14 protein-coding genes are annotated in these 18,307 nt (G+C 34.2%); 6 read left to right on the plus strand and 8 right to left on the minus strand.

What is annotated here, in order from left to right; all coding sequences use genetic code 11:
* Positions 1-53: 53 nt before the first annotated feature.
* Genes ACONDI_RS06925 through ACONDI_RS06935 form a run of 3 tightly spaced genes read right to left on the minus strand, consistent with a single transcriptional unit; the run spans position 54 to position 3,117 of the window.
* Positions 54-1,358, minus strand: coding sequence for a stalk domain-containing protein (locus tag ACONDI_RS06925; protein ID WP_241080736.1), 1,305 nt, complete (start codon positions 1,356-1,358; stop codon positions 54-56).
* 27 nt (positions 1,359-1,385) lie between these two features.
* Entirely contained in the window at positions 1,386-2,342 is a 957-nt protein-coding gene (mnmL, locus tag ACONDI_RS06930; RefSeq protein ID WP_241080737.1) for a tRNA modification radical SAM protein MnmL/YtqA, read from the minus strand.
* Positions 2,343-2,400: 58 nt separating this feature from the next.
* The gene (locus ACONDI_RS06935) at positions 2,401-3,117 is read right to left on the minus strand and encodes a flavodoxin family protein (protein WP_241080738.1); all 717 of its coding nucleotides are present in this window, start codon (positions 3,115-3,117) and stop codon (positions 2,401-2,403) included.
* A gap of 222 nt (positions 3,118-3,339) precedes the next feature.
* Between ACONDI_RS06935 and ACONDI_RS06940 the strand changes: the two genes are divergently transcribed.
* From ACONDI_RS06940 to ACONDI_RS06950, 3 genes are all read left to right on the plus strand, one after another.
* Positions 3,340-4,377: a sodium:calcium antiporter gene (locus tag ACONDI_RS06940; protein WP_241080739.1), complete on the plus strand. Its 1,038-nt coding sequence runs from the start codon at positions 3,340-3,342 to the stop codon at positions 4,375-4,377.
* 356 nt (positions 4,378-4,733) lie between these two features.
* Entirely contained in the window at positions 4,734-5,081 is a 348-nt protein-coding gene (locus ACONDI_RS06945; protein WP_277397818.1) for a P-II family nitrogen regulator, read from the plus strand.
* Between the two features lie 25 nt (positions 5,082-5,106).
* Complete coding sequence (locus ACONDI_RS06950) at positions 5,107-6,360, plus strand: ammonium transporter (protein ID WP_241080740.1); 1,254 nt, start codon at positions 5,107-5,109, stop codon at positions 6,358-6,360.
* A gap of 53 nt (positions 6,361-6,413) precedes the next feature.
* Here ACONDI_RS06950 and ACONDI_RS06955 read toward each other — a convergent pair whose 3' ends face one another.
* Positions 6,414-8,072 (minus strand): NAD+ synthase, encoded by a 1,659-nt coding sequence (locus ACONDI_RS06955; RefSeq protein ID WP_241080741.1) that lies wholly within the window; start codon positions 8,070-8,072, stop codon positions 6,414-6,416.
* A 174-nt stretch (positions 8,073-8,246) separates the two neighbouring features.
* Positions 8,247-10,157 carry an asparagine synthase (glutamine-hydrolyzing) gene (asnB, locus tag ACONDI_RS06960; protein ID WP_241080742.1) on the minus strand — a complete coding sequence of 637 codons (1,911 nt, stop codon included), beginning with the start codon at positions 10,155-10,157 and terminating at the stop codon, positions 8,247-8,249.
* 188 nt (positions 10,158-10,345) lie between these two features.
* Between asnB (ACONDI_RS06960) and asnB (ACONDI_RS06965) the strand changes: the two genes are divergently transcribed.
* On the plus strand, positions 10,346-12,199 hold the full coding sequence (asnB, locus tag ACONDI_RS06965; protein WP_241080743.1) for an asparagine synthase (glutamine-hydrolyzing): 1,854 nt from the start codon (positions 10,346-10,348) through the stop codon (positions 12,197-12,199).
* Positions 12,200-12,387: 188 nt separating this feature from the next.
* Here asnB (ACONDI_RS06965) and ACONDI_RS06970 read toward each other — a convergent pair whose 3' ends face one another.
* Genes ACONDI_RS06970 through ACONDI_RS06980 form a run of 3 tightly spaced genes read right to left on the minus strand, consistent with a single transcriptional unit; the run spans position 12,388 to position 15,780 of the window.
* The gene (locus ACONDI_RS06970) at positions 12,388-13,155 is read right to left on the minus strand and encodes a GltB/FmdC/FwdC-like GXGXG domain-containing protein (protein WP_241080744.1); all 768 of its coding nucleotides are present in this window, start codon (positions 13,153-13,155) and stop codon (positions 12,388-12,390) included.
* Between the two features lie 5 nt (positions 13,156-13,160).
* Entirely contained in the window at positions 13,161-14,639 is a 1,479-nt protein-coding gene (locus ACONDI_RS06975) for a glutamate synthase-related protein (protein WP_420848188.1), read from the minus strand.
* Positions 14,626-15,780 (minus strand): class II glutamine amidotransferase, encoded by a 1,155-nt coding sequence (locus tag ACONDI_RS06980; RefSeq protein WP_420848189.1) that lies wholly within the window; start codon positions 15,778-15,780, stop codon positions 14,626-14,628. The genes ACONDI_RS06975 and ACONDI_RS06980 overlap by 14 nt, the downstream gene beginning before the upstream one ends.
* A 479-nt stretch (positions 15,781-16,259) precedes the next feature.
* On the opposite strand from ACONDI_RS06980, the gene glnA reads away from it, so the two are divergent.
* Together glnA and ACONDI_RS06990 are read left to right on the plus strand one after the other, a co-directional pair.
* Positions 16,260-17,585 carry a type I glutamate--ammonia ligase gene (gene glnA, locus ACONDI_RS06985; RefSeq protein WP_241080747.1) on the plus strand — a complete coding sequence of 442 codons (1,326 nt, stop codon included), beginning with the start codon at positions 16,260-16,262 and terminating at the stop codon, positions 17,583-17,585.
* 119 nt (positions 17,586-17,704) lie between these two features.
* Complete coding sequence (locus ACONDI_RS06990) at positions 17,705-18,280, plus strand: ANTAR domain-containing response regulator (protein WP_241080748.1); 576 nt, start codon at positions 17,705-17,707, stop codon at positions 18,278-18,280.
* The last annotated feature ends 27 nt before the right edge of the window (positions 18,281-18,307 follow it).

An 18,307-nucleotide genomic window follows, 5' to 3' on the forward strand; every position in this document is an offset into this window, starting at 1 on the left:
TAATAAATATAAGCCGTAAACAAAAAAAGGCCTTATGAAAGGCCCCTTGGTTATTATTCAATAATAATCAAATTATAGTCCGCATTCCACGTAACTTTATAATCGAAGTTTTCACTTATTACTCGAAGAGGTACAAAAATCACATCTTCTATTTCCTCTACGGGAGTATTTAACTTTTCTTTTTTATCATTAAAATAATATTCTTTTTTGTCTACTTGTAATTTTAGTGTATTACCTTCTTTTTTGGCTATTATAGTTTTAGTTTCTGGTTCCCATTCCATTTGAACATCTAACCTATTGAACAAAGTACCCAAAGGTACTATAACACTACCATCAACGACTCTAGGCAAGCGTTCAAATTCCTGCCTTTTACCATCAACGTAAATATCAATATCTTCATTATTTTCTATACTTACAGCCTTCAGAATAGTTGATATTTCTTCATCTTCGGTTTTTGTAGTCCCTACAGAAGCAAAGGTAAAATCTTCAAAAATTATTTCTCTATGATTTGATGGAGAGTTAAGCCAAGAATTCACAATTTCTAAAGCATTATTTTGACCTTTTGCAATGTTTATACTCCAATCTTCTATGTCAAGGTTTGAATCTACTATATCAGAGAAACTATGATTATTTTCTGCCATGCTTTGACTAAAAGTTCTAACCAATTCATTCAAACCTTCATGGGCATAATAAGAAGACTTTTCTCTAGTTGATCGTAATACATTTATCTGGTCAATAATTTGTTTCTCCATATCCTGAAAGTACTCTTGACTTTTATCACCGTAATTATTATATGAAAACAATGGATAATTATCGCTAAGTATTTTAGCTAAATAAACTTGATCATTATCAAAACTATCATAATAAAACCCAATTTTATAATCTACATTATCACCATCGCTAGATATTGCGTAACCATCCTTGTGTTCACTTTTGTAATTAGGGTCACCATAATAGCTATGTACATCTTCTCTATTAATATTGTTATAATTTTTTTGGGGCGAATTAATAACACTTGGGGTGCCTAGAAGAGCTACTACTTCGTTATTTTTTATACCTACCTGCAAATATTCCTTGTACTTTTCATTATATATATACCAATCAAAATCATGTTCGCTTTCATCTTTTCTTCTAGGTTCCCCCAAAACTGCTTTTACATCACTCACCTTATCGCCAACTGATAATCCTTTTATACTGTGTTTTTTACCATTTTGTTCTTGCTTTTCTTTCTCTGCTTGTTCTTTTTCTAATATATTTCTGTCATCATTTGAAGGTTCAGTAAAGCCAGCTGCTATCTGAAAGATAAATATAAAAACCAGTGTTAATAAAATACCAGTAACAAATTTTGCTTCTTTCATTATTCCATCTCCTATCATATTAAGTCTTTACTGAAATTTATTAAGGGCCCTTCCATTAAGATAGTTACATTTTTTCCCCTGCCAAGTATTTCTTTCTTGTAATGTTTTTTCTATCCTTTCTTTTATGTGCCACCAGCTTCTATCCCAATTGTTAAAAAGGAGTTTATTCTTAGGACCTTTCCCCACCAGGCGCTGAATCACTATATCACTTGAAAGATGTTCAATAAAGTTAATTACTCTTTCTACATATTCATCTAAAGAAATTACTTCAAATTCATTATTTTTATACATCTCACCCAGTACTGTACCTTCTACAATATAGAGTGAATGTAATTTTACCTGCTCTACCTCAAGTGCTGACATTAGCTTAGCACATTCTACAACATCATTCATATTGTCCCAGGGTAAGTTTATAATCAAATGAACACAAGTGGCAAAGCCTCTTTTTTTATTTCTTTTTACTGCATCCACAAACTCTGCCAGGGTATGACCTCTGTTTATTTTCTCTAAAGTATGGTAATTAATCGTTTGAAGCCCAAGCTCAATATTAATATCAAGATTTTTGTTTTCACTCAAAGATTTTAATACATCAAGGTAATTATCACTAATACAGTCCGGTCTTGTTGATACAGATACTTCAACTACATCTTCAACTTCTCCACTTACTTCAACAAAAGATTTAAATTTGTCAAGAGGCCAATAGGTATTAGTAAAGGCTTGGTAATAGACAATAAATTTTTTTGCTTTAAACCTCTGGGAAAAAAATTTTTTATTTTTTTCAATTTGTTCTTTGATAGCCAACGAATTTGGAAGAAGATCAAACCCGGAACCTTCTTCATCACAAAAAATACAGCCACTACTTCCTATAAAATTATCCCTATTTGGACATGTTCCAGGAAGATTTACCGGAAGTTTATATACTTTTTCCCCATACTTGCTTTTTAAATAATCTGAATAAGTCAGGTAACGTTTTTCTTCGTCCATATAATTCTCCTTTTAATACTGCTTCGTCAGAAATTATACCATAAAATTGTAATATAATCTATTCGTTAACTTTTTTGTTCCAGTATTTGTTTGCCATTTTAATATATTCATCGTGAGGAATTAAGGGTTTGTTTAATTCAGCTTGCGTTTTATCTAGAATTTTATTTTCATTAACAAGTTCCTTGCCTGCATTCTGTAACAGCTCTTTGTACTTAGTCATTTGTTCTTTTAACATTGGATGTTCAACCTTAAGCAGTTCCCCTGCTCCCCTGTAGATTTCTCCTACCACTTCAGTGCCAAAATTTCTAGCCACACGCTTAAACAATAGCTCTAAGACTTGAAAATGACTTAGTTCCGGAAAGCCACTATTTGAAACTACCACTATCTTAGGACTCTTATCATATCTTTTTGGATGAACGCATTCGCCTTCTTGATCTTTTTCGAAGAAAGGTTCAGCCATCGGTATCAATCTTTCGAGAAAGAGTTTAAGTATCGCTGTAATATTATCTACATAAAGAGGACTGGCAAGAACAACTATATCTGAATCCAAAAATTCTGGCAACAAATCATTCATGTCATCGTTTATCACACATTTTCCTGGAGTTTTTGTCCAGCAGTGAAAACATCCTTGACAACTGTTAACTGTGTAATCTTTTAAAAAGTGATTACCAATTGAAGCTCCTTCTTTTTCTGCTCCTTTTAAAAGCTCTTGTACTAAAACGTTTGTGTTCCCCTTCTCTCCCCTGGGACTTCCATTATAAGCTGTAACCTTCATTAAAAACATCTCTCCTTTATATTCTATAATTATAAAAACCTTTATTATGTTTTTATTCTACCTTTGCAAAAAAAATCCTCTGAATGATCATTCATTTTTTATTTATCTTAAAATTTCTTTGTTTTTATTATAGAATAGTAATGTGTAAATAGAATAATAATGACTTTACTACAAAAGTCTATTCACATAAGCTTTAATATTTACAACTAATGGAGGTAACCTATGCTTATTTTATGGATTGTATTTATTTTACTATCTATTTTGATATTTGTTTCAGGGGCAACACTATCCAAAACAGCAGACAAAATTGCTATAAAAACAGGTATTGGTGGCCTATGGATAGGAGCTTTAACACTTCCTCTTATAACTTCAATTCCAGAAGTAGTTGTTGGGATAAGAGCAGCCAGTATAGAGGCAGTAGATTTAGCCATGGGTAATTTATTTGGCAGTAATATGTTGAACCTATCTATTATTATTTTTATAGATTTTTTTTCCGGTAAAAAACAACTCTCAAGAAGCCTACAACAAGGACATATATTGACGAGCGGGCTTTATATAGTTATGGTCGGAGTAGCACTTCTAGGTATGAGTTTAGAATGGATCCCTTCAATAGGGTTTATCGGGGTTGAATCCATAATAATCGCACTAATCTATATTTCAACGATAAGATTTATTAGCCGTGATCAGAAAAGAAGAAACAATGAAAGTTTAATACATGAAAACATTCAAGAGGTAGTACATAATGAAAATGATACAACCACAAAAAACAACTATAAAGTAGATTTAAAAAGAGTTTCAAAAAAAGATATTTTAATTTTTGTATCATCAGCTATAGTAGCAATTTTAGCCTCAAGAGGACTTGCAGATACAGGTAATTTAATTGCAATAGAAACTGGGTTAAAAGAATCGCTGTTCGGATCAATTTTTATTGCAATTAGTACAACTTTACCAGAAATAGTTATAATAATCTCAGCTGCTAGAATAGGCGCAGTTGACATGGCTGTTGGGAATATTCTGGGTGCTAATCTACTAAATATCGGCTTGATCTTCTTAGTAGACTTATTTTACCTACAGGGGCCATTATTATTGTCAGCAAGCAAAACTCATTTAATTTCAGGAATTATCACTGTAGTAATGACAGCGATACTTATTATAGGTGTGACTTACAGATCCCAAAGGAATATATTCGGTATAGGTTTGGACACTGTTTTTATCCTTTTGATGTACTGTGTAGGTTTAATAAATATTATTGTAAGTTGATAAATTATAATCCTGTTTTATAGGATATGGTATTTTATGTCATTGACAAAGATTATTTTCCTGTTATAATTGACTTAACATAAACACAGATTAATAAAAATTGATAATTATGACTTACAAATACAAGGAAGTATTTATAAGTTGGGTGAAGAAGCCTACAGTCCTCATTTAGTTTTTTGAGACGTAGGCATTTTTAATTTTGGCAAATTATAAAATACTCATTACAATTTTATTATCTAACGATACGAGGAAGTATTAACCGGGCAAAGAGGCCTATATATTCTCTTTTTTGACAAGAGAATATATAGGCCTTTTTTTATAAAAAATTTTAATTATAAAAATAGGAGGTGAAAGTAATGGCTGAAATTACAAAAATAGAAATAATAACGCGCCAAAGTAAGTTTGAAAATTTAAAAGACGCTCTAAACGAAATAGGAATCACTGGTATGACGGTTTCTCAAGTACTTGGATGTGGGCTTCAAAAAGGAAAAACTGAAGTCTATAGAGGTAGTGAATACACAATAGATCTTTTACCCAAGACAAAAGTAGAAGTTGTGGTAAGTGAAGTACCGGTTGAAAAAGTGACTGAAACTGCAAGAAAAGTTCTAAACACAGGTCAAATCGGCGATGGTAAAATATTTATCTATCCTGTTCAAAACGTCATCAGGGTTAGGACTGGCGAAGAAGGTTACAACGCTCTTTAATTTTAAGACTAAGGAGGAGATTTTTATGGATATAGGTGAAGTTTCAATTGCGGTTGATACCGTATGGGTCTTAATAGCTACAGTTTTTGTATTTTTGATGCAGGCAGGATTTGCAATGGTTGAATCAGGTTTCACAAGGGCAAAAAACGCTGGTAATATTATCATGAAGAACTTAATGGATTTTTCTGTGGGATCGATTATGTACTGGACTATTGGATTTAGTATAATGTTTGGGGCAAGTGTAAGTGGGATTTTTGGGCAGATAGATCTTTTTTCAAGAGGAAGTTACGAAGGATTAGTAGATATACCATTATATGCTTTCCTAATCTTTCAAACAGTCTTTGCTGCAACTGCAGCAACTATATTATCCGGTGCAATGGCAGAAAGAGCAAAGTTTATAGCTTATTTAATATATAGTTTTTTCATTACAACTCTTATCTATCCAGTTGCAGGACACTGGATTTGGGGAGACGGCTGGCTAGCAGGACTTGGTTTTCATGACTTTGCAGGTTCAACAGTAGTTCACTCTTTGGGTGGTTGGGCAGCATTGATTGGAGCTATGGTTATTGGACCAAGGATCGGAAAATATACAAAAGATGGAAAGCCTAATGCAATACCAGGTCATAGTTTGACACTTGGGGCTTTGGGTGTGTTTATTCTCTGGTTTGGATGGTTTGGCTTTAACCCGGGATCCACCTTATCAGGTATGGCAGTTGAAAGCATAGCACATATTTTTGTTACCACTAACTTGTCAGCAGCTTTTGGTGCAGTTGTAAGTATGTTTGTTACCTGGGCTAAGTATGGTAAACCAGATGTAAGTATAGCTCTAAATGGAGCTCTTGGAGGCCTTGTTGGAGTTACGGCTGGGGCTGATATCGTTAGTCCCTTTGGAGCAGCAATTATAGGAATTCTTTCAGGATTTGCAATAGTTTATGGAGTAGAGTTCATAGATAGAGTTCTAAAAATTGATGATCCTGTAGGGGCTGCAGGTGTACACGGAATATGTGGTGCAATTGGTACAATTGCCGTAGGTTTTCTTGCCACAGATGGTGGATTATTTTACGGTGGCGGTGCTGGTCTATTAGGAGTTCAGTTAATAGGTGTTGTAGCAATAGCAGTTTGGGTCATGTCAACGACCTTTGTCTTATTCAAAGCTATAGATGCTACAATAGGGCTTAGAGTTTCTGCAGCCGAAGAAACAACTGGGCTTGACATAGAAGAACACGGTATTGAAAGTTATGCGGACTTCCAGGTAAAAGGAGCAGCAGGCAGTAATTAATAACCTATCAGAATAATAAAAGCTGTCACCGATTTTCAAGGTGACAGCTTTTATTATTTCGCCGCAATAGGCATTCTTCTTCCCGAACCAAAAGCTTTAGAAGTAATTTTTAGCCCGGGAGGAGCTTGCTGTCTTTTATATTCATTTTTATCAACCATTTTTATAATATTTTTCACCAAAGTCAAATCTATGTTTAACTGCCTAGCTATTTCTGAAGGTGAACTTTGAAGAGTTATATGATAATATAATATATTGTCTAATAGATCATAAGGCGGCAGACTGTCTTCATCTTTTTGGTCTGGCTTTAATTCTGCTGATGGTGCTTTATTAATAATATTATTTGGGATTATTTCTTTATCCTTATTTATATAATTTGCAAGTTGGTAAACCATTGTTTTTGGAACATCTGAAAGAACTCCAAGTCCCCCACTCATATCTCCATACAGAGTACAGTAACCTACCGCAAGCTCACTTTTATTACCTGTTGTAAGAAGCAAATGCCCAAATTTATTAGATATAGCCATTAATATATTACCTCTTATTCTTGCCTGAATATTTTCTTCAGCCACATTATCTTCTGTACCTTCAAAAATATGTGAGAGTGAATTAAGAAAGGTGTCATAAATTTCATTAATATTAATCACTTCAAAATTTATCTCTAGCTTTTTCGCTAATTCTTCAGAATCAACCCAGCTTTCTTTTGAAGAATAAGGCCCAGGCATGTAGACTGCCATAACATTTTCCCTGCCGAGGGCTCTTTTGGCCATAGCGCATGTTACAGCTGAATCTATCCCTCCAGAAAGACCTATTAAAGCTTTTTTAAAACCGCATTTTTTAAAATAATCCTCTATTCCAAGCAGCAGTGCATCATGTAAATTTTTAACCTTTATGCTTTCTACCGTATCTTTCTTAGAATAATCGGACATTTTTTGGTATTTATTTTCTTCTATATCAATTGTAGTTATATTTTCTTCAAAGGCTGGTAGTTCCATCACATAGTTATTTAAATTAATAAATAGACTTTGGCCATCAAAAATTAGCTCGTCATTCCCTCCTACCTGGTTAACAAAAATAAACATAGAATCGTGCCTTGACACATGGCTTTGAATTATCTTTTTTCTTAAATTTTCTTTGTCTAAATAATAAGGTGATGCTGAAATGTTTATAAACAAGTCAGCCCCTTTTTTACTTAGTTCTTCTATAGGATCTATCTGGTACTTGTTCTCCGTCCACAGCTGGTAATCGTTCCACATATCTTCGCAGATATTTATACCTATTTTATGACCTTTAAATGTTACGGGCTTGATTTCTTCTGCTTCTTTAAAATAACGCTTTTCATCAAATACATCATAAGTTGGTAATAGCTTTTTGTTATATCTAAAAATCTCCTTACCATTTGATATTAATAATGCCGAATTATATAGTTTGTTTCCTACTCTTTCGCTAGAAAGTATAGGAGTACCAAACAATATTCCTAAATCAGGGTAGTTTTTAGACAATCTCTTTACTTCTTCTATATATTCGTTTATTTTTTCAATAAACCAACCTTTTTCCAGAAGATCTTTTGGGGGGTAACCAGTTAAAAATAACTCTGGGAAAATCATTAAATCCGTTGATTTTGTAGTATCACTTTTTAATGCTTTTTCTATCTTTTCATAATTTCCTTTAATATCACCTATAAAAGGGTTAAGCTGACAAATAGTAATTTTCATTTGAATCAACTCCAATTCATTAAATAAATAGTAAAATAATAAAGGCCTGTAAATCTCTTTAATTATAAAGAGATTATACAGGCCTCTTTGCCCTCTAATATCAAAATACATCATCGCACCTTGAGTACCTTAAGTTTAATCCATAAGACAAAAATTGTCAAGGAATTCTCATTTTTATTTTTTTATCTTTATTTTACCTGACTCTTTACTATTCTTTATTGGTTTTTTTCCTTCAACAAAATTTTTATGCCAGATCATGAAAGTTATTATAGTCCATAGCTTCCTGCTGTAGTCATGGGGACCTTTCCGGTGTGAATTTAATAATTTTAATACCTCATTTTTATTAAACAAATAATCGGTACCACTTTCCTTAATCAGGTCTCTTGCCCATTCATACATCGTATCCTTTAGCCAATATCTTATAGGTACTGGAAAGCCTAATTTTTTCCGGTATAATATTGATTTTGGTATCACATCTTCCACAGCTTTTCTGAGTGCATACTTTGTTGTCTGATCAGTTACTTTCCATTCTGGCGGAATCATTGAAGCAATTTCAAAAACCTTTTTGTCAAGGAAAGGTACTCTAAGTTCAAGAGAATGAGCCATAGTCATTCTGTCGGCTTTTACTAGTATGTCACCTGAAAGCCATGTTTTCAGATCTACGTACTGCATTTTGGCTAATTCATCAAAAGCAGTTATTTCCTTATAGATAGGCGCTGTTATGTCATAGTAAGAGATTTCCCGGTTATATCTTTTATAAACTCTATGTTTTACATCTTCTCTAAATATCCTCGCATTTCCGTAGTACCTTTTTTCAAGAGGAGTTGCTCCTCTTCTTATAAAATCTTTTCCCTTAGTACCTTCAGGCAAAACCTTTGATAAATAAAACAAGCTTCTTTTAACAGGTCCGGGAAAGTTATTAAAAATACTTAAATCTCTAGGCTCACGGTATATATTATACCCTCCAAAAAGCTCATCTGCTCCTTCACCTGAGAGTACAACTTTTACATGTTTTGAAGCTTCCTTACTTACATAATATAAAGGAACTGCAGCAGGATCAGCAACCGGATCATCCATGTGCCAGATTATTTCAGGCAAATCTTCCATTACCTCTTCGGCTGTGACAAGTTTTGTATAGTGTTCCACTCCTAATTCTTCTGCAGTCTCTTTTGCAATATCAGCTTCATTATAAAACTGGCTCTCAAATCCACTGGTAAAAGTTTTTATCTTAGGATGAAATTTTTTGGCTAATGCAACTATTGCAGTTGAATCAATCCCGCTTGAAAGAAAAGCACCCACAGGAACGTCACTTCTCATGTGTATTTTTACTGAATCTAAAATTTTTTCTTTAATCAGGTCAAACAATTTTTTTTCATCACTTAAAAAACTGTCATTAGGCCTAAAACTAGGGGTAAAATATCTATTAAAAGAGAGCTTTATATCATTTCTTTCAGGACAAAAAGAAAAAGAATTTCCTGGTGGTACTTTTTTAATATCTCTATATATTGTGCTAGGCTCTGGAGGATATTGAAAAGTTAAATAATGCTGGAGGGTAGTCGTATCTACTGGGTTTACTTTACTATCATAAAGGTCAAGTAGAGCCTTCTTTTCTGATGAAAATAATATACCATTATTAGTCTTTAAATAATATAGGGGTTTAATTCCAAAAGGGTCTCTTGCTCCAAAAAGTTTTTTCTCTTTTTTATCCCAGATTAAAAAAGAATACATCCCTCTTAATTTTTCAATCATTTTATCTCCAATTTCACTATAAAGAGCAAGGACAACTTCCGTATCTGATTCTGTTTTTAATTCTGGATTTTTTAGTAATTTTTTCAATTCAAGATAGTTATATATCTCTCCATTTAGAACAATCCAATATCTTTGATTCTGATAAGAAAGAGGTTGATTTCCTTTTTCAATGTCGATGATACTTAGCCTTTTAAATGCAAAAGTAACATAGTCATCACTATAAAAGCCAGAACTGTCAGGCCCTCTATGGACTAGCATATCAGATGCATTTAATATTTTTCTATTAATTAATCCATTTTGATTATCTACTGTCACATAACCAATAAAACCACACATAACATCTATTCCTTTCAAATTGCTTTTAGGTTTAATATTTGTTTAATTTAGCTCGCTTATTATATTACGTAACAAACCCTGAATCTGTTAAAATTTTATATCTTTTTCACAAGACAGCAGTTAGATGAATAGAATTTATAAGCAAGAACAACGAACGATAGTCTAATTAATGTTAGGAGTGTTCGCTTATGTGTGGTATTGTTGGCTGGCTTTATCCCGGAAAAGATATGTCAGAAGAAAAAAAAGAAATTAAAAAAATGACAGGCAGGTTAATGAAGCGGGGGCCTGATGATTTTAATATTTGGTCAAATCAAAATATCGCTTTCGGTCACACAAGGTTAGAAGTGGTTGATCCTGAGTTTGGAAAACAGCCTATGACAAAAAAAGAAAAAGATTCTACCTACACTATAGTTTATAACGGTGAGCTGTATAATACAGAGGAAATTAGAAGAAAGCTTAAAAACAAGGGCTATAAATTTAATTCCCATTCAGATACCGAAGTCCTCTTAACCTCATATATAGAATGGGAAGAAGAATGTCTTGAAATACTTAATGGTATATTTGCTTTTGCCATCTGGCATGAAAGAAAAAAGAGATTATTTTTAGCTAGAGACAGATTGGGTGTCAAGCCATTATTTTATTCTAATAAGAATAATTCCTTTTTCTTTGCATCAGAACCAAAGGCCTTATTAGAAAATAGACTGATAGATACTAGTGTTGATTTAGAAGGTTTAAGAGATGTTTTTGCCCTTAGTCCGTCTAGGACACCCGGATGTGGGATATTCGAAGAATTAGATGAATTAAGGCCCGCACACGCCATGATATGTAATCTAAATAAAGAAATTAAAATGTGGAGATATTGGCAGGTAAAAAGTAAGCCTCACAACAAAAGTATCAAAGATACCGCACTGGACTTACATGATCTCCTTCAAGATACAGTAAGAAGACAACTTGTGGCTGACGTTCCTGTATGTACATTCTTATCTGGAGGAATTGATTCTAGTATTTTAACAGCCTTTACAGCTGAGGCATTTGAAAGAGATAACAAAAACGCCTTAAAAACTTATTCAATTGATTACGAAAATAATGATAAATATTTTACAAAAAATAGTTTTCAACCAGAAGGTGATATGCCCTGGATTCGATTAGTCTCAGAAACTTTTGGTACAAAACACAAAAACAAAATAATATCAATAAATGAACTTACGAATTATCTAAAAAGAGCTGTATATGCAAGGGATATGCCAGGAATGGCAGATATTGACTCCTCTCTATTGTGGTTTTGCGAAAAGGTAAAAAAAGATGCTACAGTTGCCCTCTCTGGTGAGTGTGCCGACGAGATATTTGGCGGCTACCCCTGGTTTTATAAAGAGGAACTTATGAATAGGCCTTATTTTCCGTGGATGGATTCTATAAAAGATAGAGAATATCTTCTTAATAATAAGTGGAAAGAAAAATTAAAACTTGAGGAATATATACGTACTAAATACAACGAAACTTTAAAGGAAACACCTTATCTTGATGGAGAAAATAAAGCAGCTGATAAAAGACGTGAGATCTCATATTTGAATATAATATGGTTTATGACCACATTACTAGATAGAAAAGACCGTATGAGTATGGATGCTAGTTTAGAAGTGAGGGTTCCCTTCGCTGATCACAGGTTGGTGGAGTATGTTTGGAACATACCCTGGGAGATGAAACAAAAAGACGATACAGAAAAGTGGATTTTAAGAAAAGCCACGGAAGACGTATTACCCCACAAAGTCTTATATCGCAAAAAAAATCCTTACCCTAAGACCCATAACCCAATATACAAAAATATAGTTGCTTCCTGGGTTGATAATGAAGTACTCCAGGATAAAAACGCCCCAATTTTAGAATTCATGGACAAAAATAACATCAAAGAGCTGGTCACTTCAAAAGGAGATTCTATGAAGACGCCGTTTTTTGGTCAATTGATGAGTGGTCCTCAACTGCTTGCCCATTTGGGCCAAGTTAACACCTGGCTTAAAGATTATAATATTACTATTAAAAAATAGGCTCTATTAGAGTTCATTGTTGGTGATCTCATAGCATCTGCCTAGCTACCAACGTATCGGGGAAACTTGCTAAAAATCTCGCAAATTATAAGCTCACTTAGGTAGCTAGCAGGTGTTATAAATAAAATCAAAAATGAACTAAAACAGAGCCAAAAACTTAAAAATCCCAATTAAATTATAGATTTGTATTAACTTACATACAATCTGCCATATGGTCTGGTACTTACCGGCTCTAATTTAATAAACTCACTGTCTATAAGTTTATTTAGGTCTTTATCAAAGTAATTACAAAAGGTTTCTATATTATCTTTTAATATCTTTTTGTCTTTGTCATTTAATTCTATTTTGGAAACTTCTTTTCCAAGTTGGTCTTCATCTACATGCCCCCTGATATAAATCGTGCCACCATGCATACCTGTACCAACATAATCTCCAACAGGACTCTTATCCTGAGGGGTGTTTAGCCCTAATACAATGAGAACTCCACCGGCCATATATTCACCCAAAAAATCTCCCGTATTTTCACCGACTACAAGTACAGGTATCTTATCTTTATAAGCCTTCATATGAATACCCACTCTGTATCCTGCCTGTTCACGAATAAAAATTTTCCCGCCTCGCATGGCAATTCCCGGTGTGTCTGAAACATGGCCGTAGATAATAATTTCACCATCATTCATTGTATTTCCAACCATATCCTGAGCATTATCAAAAACTTCAAATTTCGGCCCATCACACATAGCTGCTAGATTATTACCCGGCACTCCATTTATTTTGATATTTATATTTCCCTCTAGACCTGCACCAATATATCTTTGCCCAAAAATATTTTTAAGCTCAATATTCTGTTTATTTACTTCCTTTACAGCTTTTCGTATCTCCACGTTAAGATCTTTATAATTTTTATCTTTCCCACAAATCAACATAGACTTTTCTGAAGTCAAATTGTTACTCATTCATTTCACCTCCCAGCCCCTTTTACACCAAGGGTTTCCATGGTATAACTGTCCAAATCCAATGCTCTAAGCCTCTCTCTATTGCCTTTAAGACTTTCAATTGAGGTGATTCCCAAAGATCCAAGAAGTTCTTTCATCTCAAGGCTCCAACTTCGTAGTAAATTATAGACTCTTTCGCCACCTTCTTCAGGATCTAAACGCTTAGTAAGTTCTGGTTTTTGAGTTGCTATCCCCCAGGCACACTTATTAGTATGACAGCTTTCACATACAGTACAACCAAGGGCAATCAGAGCTGCGGTACCAATGCTAGCACAATCAGCACCAAGTGCTATTATTTTCAAAATATCAGCACTTGATCTAATACCTCCTGACGCTATTATAGAAGCTTTATGTCTAATTTTCTCTTCCCTTAATCGTTTGTCAATGCTTGATATGGCCAGTTCTATTGGTATTCCTACATTATCTCTTATAGTAGCAGGTGTTGCACCTGTTCCACCTTTTAGACCATCAACTGCGACAAAGTCGGCACCTGCTCTTACTATTCCTGTTGCTATTGCCGGTGCATTATGAACTGCTGATATTTTGACTCCTACAGGTTTTTTATACTCTGTAACTTCTTTTAACAAATATATAAGATTCTCTAAGTCCTCTATAGAGTAGATATCATGATGAGGGGCCGGCGAAATAGCATCAGAACCTTCAGGTATCATTCTTGTTTTTGAAATTTCTTTGTCGATTTTTTCCCCAGGCAGATGCCCTCCAATCCCAGGTTTTGCCCCCTGGCCGATTTTTATCTCTATAGCTGCACCAGATTCTAAATATTCTTTATCAATACCAAATCTACCTGAAGCTACCTGCACAAAAGTATTAGGGCCATACTCTACCATATCAGGATGCAGCCCACCCTCACCACAGTTCATACAGGTTCCGGCTTTTCTAGCAGCATTACCTAAAGCTTTATGAACATTGAGACTTAATGCGCCAAAGCTCATCGCAGCAAATACAATAGGTGTTTCAAGCTGCAGCTGTGGCCCTATTTCATCTGAGATATTATCTGATTTTCTACCTACAAATGTTCTAAGTTCCATAGGCTCTCTCAAAGGATCAATTGAAGGATTGGTTACCTGGCAGGCATCAAGTAGTAAGTGGTCAAAAATATTTTTGTGCGAAAGACCTGTTCCAACAGAAGTTAATAGTTTGGCACCAGTATCTGACTGCTTATGAATATCATTTTGAGTTTTATAATCCCAATTAAAGTGAGAGTTAAATGCAATTTTGTTTTCAGAAAGTTCAATAGCATTTTGTGGGCAGGTTAAGACACAGCGCCGACAAGCTACACAATTTTTATTGTATGCCACAATATTATTTTCTGTTTCATCAAAAGTAAAAACATCAAAGCTGCATTCCTTGGCACACCTTTTACATTTGTTGCAGTTTTCATTTATATTTAGTTTATACTTGGGAGGAAAATTATTTGTTATCATCATTTAGCTCCCCTTTCAGTCTAGCACCCTGAGATATTTTTGTGCCTTTATCACCTTTTTTATCTTTATTTTTTAGAGTAGCATATAGCGGCTTACCTGCATGAGAATAAGTATATTCTTCTGGTTTTGGTTCAATTTTTCTAATAGCTGCCTCTTCAGTGGAAATATAATACCAATTGTCTTTCTGGGCTGCTATTAAGGGACGTAATTTGATTCTATCTGTTAGACCAATCATCATATCAGTATTTGCAATAATAACTCCAAAAGGGCCATTTAATAAAAGATCTTTATAGATTATCCTAAGTTTAGTTAGATGTTCTTTTACTGAAGGCTCCATATTATCAATTTTATCCCAAAATGGTGCAGCAAGGACTGAAGCCATATCTTTTAAGGATAAAGAATGCTTACGCATCAATAAATCAACTGCATAAGTTATAACCTCAGTGTCTGTCTCTAACGTACAGGGATAACCTTGAGTATCTAGATATCTAGCATTCGTTCCATAAGATGATATCTCACCATTGTGGACAACACTCCAATCAAGTAAACTAAAAGGATGAGCACCACCCCACCAGGCAGAAGTATTTGTAGGGAATCGACCATGAGCCGTCCATAAATAACCATGATACTCCTCAAGCATAAAAAACTCACCTATATCTTCGGGATAACCCACCCCTTTAAAAACTCCCATATTCTTACCTGAAGAAGAAACAAAAGCTCCTTTAATACCCGTGTTAATTTCCATGACACGTCTAACTACAAATTCTTCTTCATCTATTTCCTCAACTAAGTGCTCCATCGGCTTTAGAAAATAACGCCACAACATTGGAGATGTTCTTATTTTAGCGGTATTTCTTGTAGGAATTGTCTCTCCACCAACCATTACAAAATATTTCCTCAGAAACTGTTCGGTTTCAACCCTACTTGGCTCATCATCATAAATTAGATGAAAAGCATAACAATCTTTTAGATCAGGATATATGCCATAACTAGCAAAACCTCCACCTAGTCCATTAGAACGATCATGCATCACTTCTATACAATCCATAATTTTGTTACCTGAAAAAGACATTGCTTCAGTATTCATAATACCAGCTATAGCGCAACCTGATGGGACTTTCTGATAAAATTCCAATACTATCACCTCGTCTTTTTACGAACGAATAATGGTGAAGCGTAAAATTATATCGTTCGCTTTTTAGGTGTTCTAGTTTAAAAAAGTATATCATTGGTTTATTTCCAATGTCAAACTTTTTTTATTTTATTTTTCTCCATAGCCTATAACTCCGATTTTTTAAAATTTTTTTGGCAGCGACGTGTTGTTACGACCGTACTGGACATTGACCAATTTTATTTATTATGAATTTTTCCCTTGACAATTAGTTTGCCACATGATAAAGTTTAATCAAGTAAAACCTAACAAATAAGCAAAAATTAAATAAACGTTCGTTTTTTTGGTGCAAGGGCGCACTAAGAAAACAACCCAAGTAACTAAATTTAAACTAAAATTTAGCAAATAACTTGATTAGAGGGCAAAGGTGTCCTTGAAAGGTACTAGTATACTCTAACCTTTTAAGGACACTTTTTTTATAAAATTTTATTTAAAGGAGTGGTTTAACCATGGATATTAATGAAATCAAAAAATTAGTTGATGAGAAAAACGTTAAATTTATCCGACTTCAGTTTACGGACATAACAGGGGTGCTTAAGAACATAGCAATAACTCCGGAACAGCTTGACAAAGCTTTGGAAGGAGAATTGATGTTTGATGGTTCATCAATAGAAGGCTTTGTAAGAATAGAAGAATCCGATATGTATCTGCGTCCAGATCCAAATACCTTTGTCCTCTTTCCCTGGCGTTCAACTGAAGGTACTGCTGTAGCTAGAATGATATGTGATGTTTATACTCCTGATGGCAAACCTTTTATCGGCTGCCCAAGGAGCAATCTACAAAAAATAATAGATGAGGCAAAAGAGATGGGTTATACGATGAATGTTGGACCTGAAGCAGAGTTTTTCCTCTTCAACACTTCATCTGAAGGAAAACCTACATTAGATACACATGATCAGGCTGGTTACTTTGATCTAGCACCAGTTGATCACGGGGAAGATGCAAGAAGAGATATGGTAATTACTTTACAGGATCTTGGCTTTGAAATAGAAGCAAGTCACCACGAAGTTGCACCAGGACAGCACGAAATTGACTTCAAATATGATGATGCTTTAAGTACAGCTGATAATATCATGACCTTCAAATATGTTGTAAGAGCAATAGCCAAACGTCACGGCCTTCATGCTACCTTTATGCCAAAACCTATCTTTGGAATTAACGGATCAGGAATGCATGCAAACATGAGTCTTTTTAAAGATGGGGAAAATGCATTTTTTGACCCAAATGGAGAAAATCAATTAAGTGATGAATGCAGATACTTTATTGGTGGGTTAATTAAACACGCTAAAGCTATCGCAGCTATCACTAACCCTACTGTTAATTCTTACAAAAGGCTTGTACCTGGCTATGAAGCTCCAGTCTATATAGCATGGAGTGAGAAAAACAGAAGTCCATTAATTAGGATTCCTGCCAAAAGAGATGTATCTACCAGAGTAGAAATGAGAAACCCAGACCCATCCTGTAACCCTTATCTAGCAACTGCTGTAATGTTAAAAGCTGGGCTTGAAGGCATAAAAAATAAAATTGTCCCTCCTGCCCCAACAATTGAAAACATTTACGAAATGGATAAAGCTGAGATGGAAAAAAGAGGTATATCACAATTGCCAACAAACCTTAAAGAAGCAATAGAAGCCCTATCAGAAGACGAGGTAATAAAAGATGCATTAGGGCCCCATGTTTATGAAAGATTCGTGGAAGCCAAAATGCTAGAATGGGAAGATTATTCTATCACGGTACATCCGTGGGAAATAGATCAGTATCTAACCAAGTTTTAATTAATGATCCACAATTTAGGGTGAAGGGGTTTCAAATAACCCCTCCTCCCGTTTTTTTGTGTAGGCAAACATTTTGAATTATATTTGCTAGATCAAATTATGAAAAGAGGTTTTCTGTCATGAAGCAGAATAGAATTGTGTTTCTCACAGAAAATGATAAATTAGATAAACAGGTTATAGGGATTTTGCAAAAGTATGGGTACGGCAATATAGAAACTGGACCTGTAGGTCAGGATGGTCTAAGGTTAATAAGAAGAAAAGTACCAGATTTAATATTATTTGACGCTTCAAACAAAACAACTACCAGCTTAGAACTATTAAAAGTATTTGCTGAGGATGAGATAGCTGCAGTAATATTGATACTATCAGAATTGACCCCAAAGTTTGTTGAAGAAGCTAGAGATAGTGGTATTTTGGCCTTTTTGTTAGAACCCATCTCAGAAGTAAATCTTATACCAACTGTTGAATCATCTTTAATAAACTTTGAACGCTTTAAAAAATTAAAAACAGAAAAAGAAAATCTTGAGAAATCACTTGAAAAACGAAAACTAGTTGAAAGAGCAAAAGGTATAGTAATGAAAAAATATAATTTACCAGAAGATGAGGCTTATAGAAAATTACAAAAGCAGGCAATGGATAAATGTATCTCCTTAAAAGAATTATCAGAAGCAATTATCCTTGCCGATGAAGTATAGATTATATTTCAAACTTTAGAAAGGGGG

The sequence above is a fragment of the Natranaerofaba carboxydovora genome, assembly GCF_022539405.1.
Classification (GTDB): Bacteria; Bacillota; Natranaerobiia; order Natranaerobiales; family Natranaerofabaceae; genus Natranaerofaba; species Natranaerofaba carboxydovora.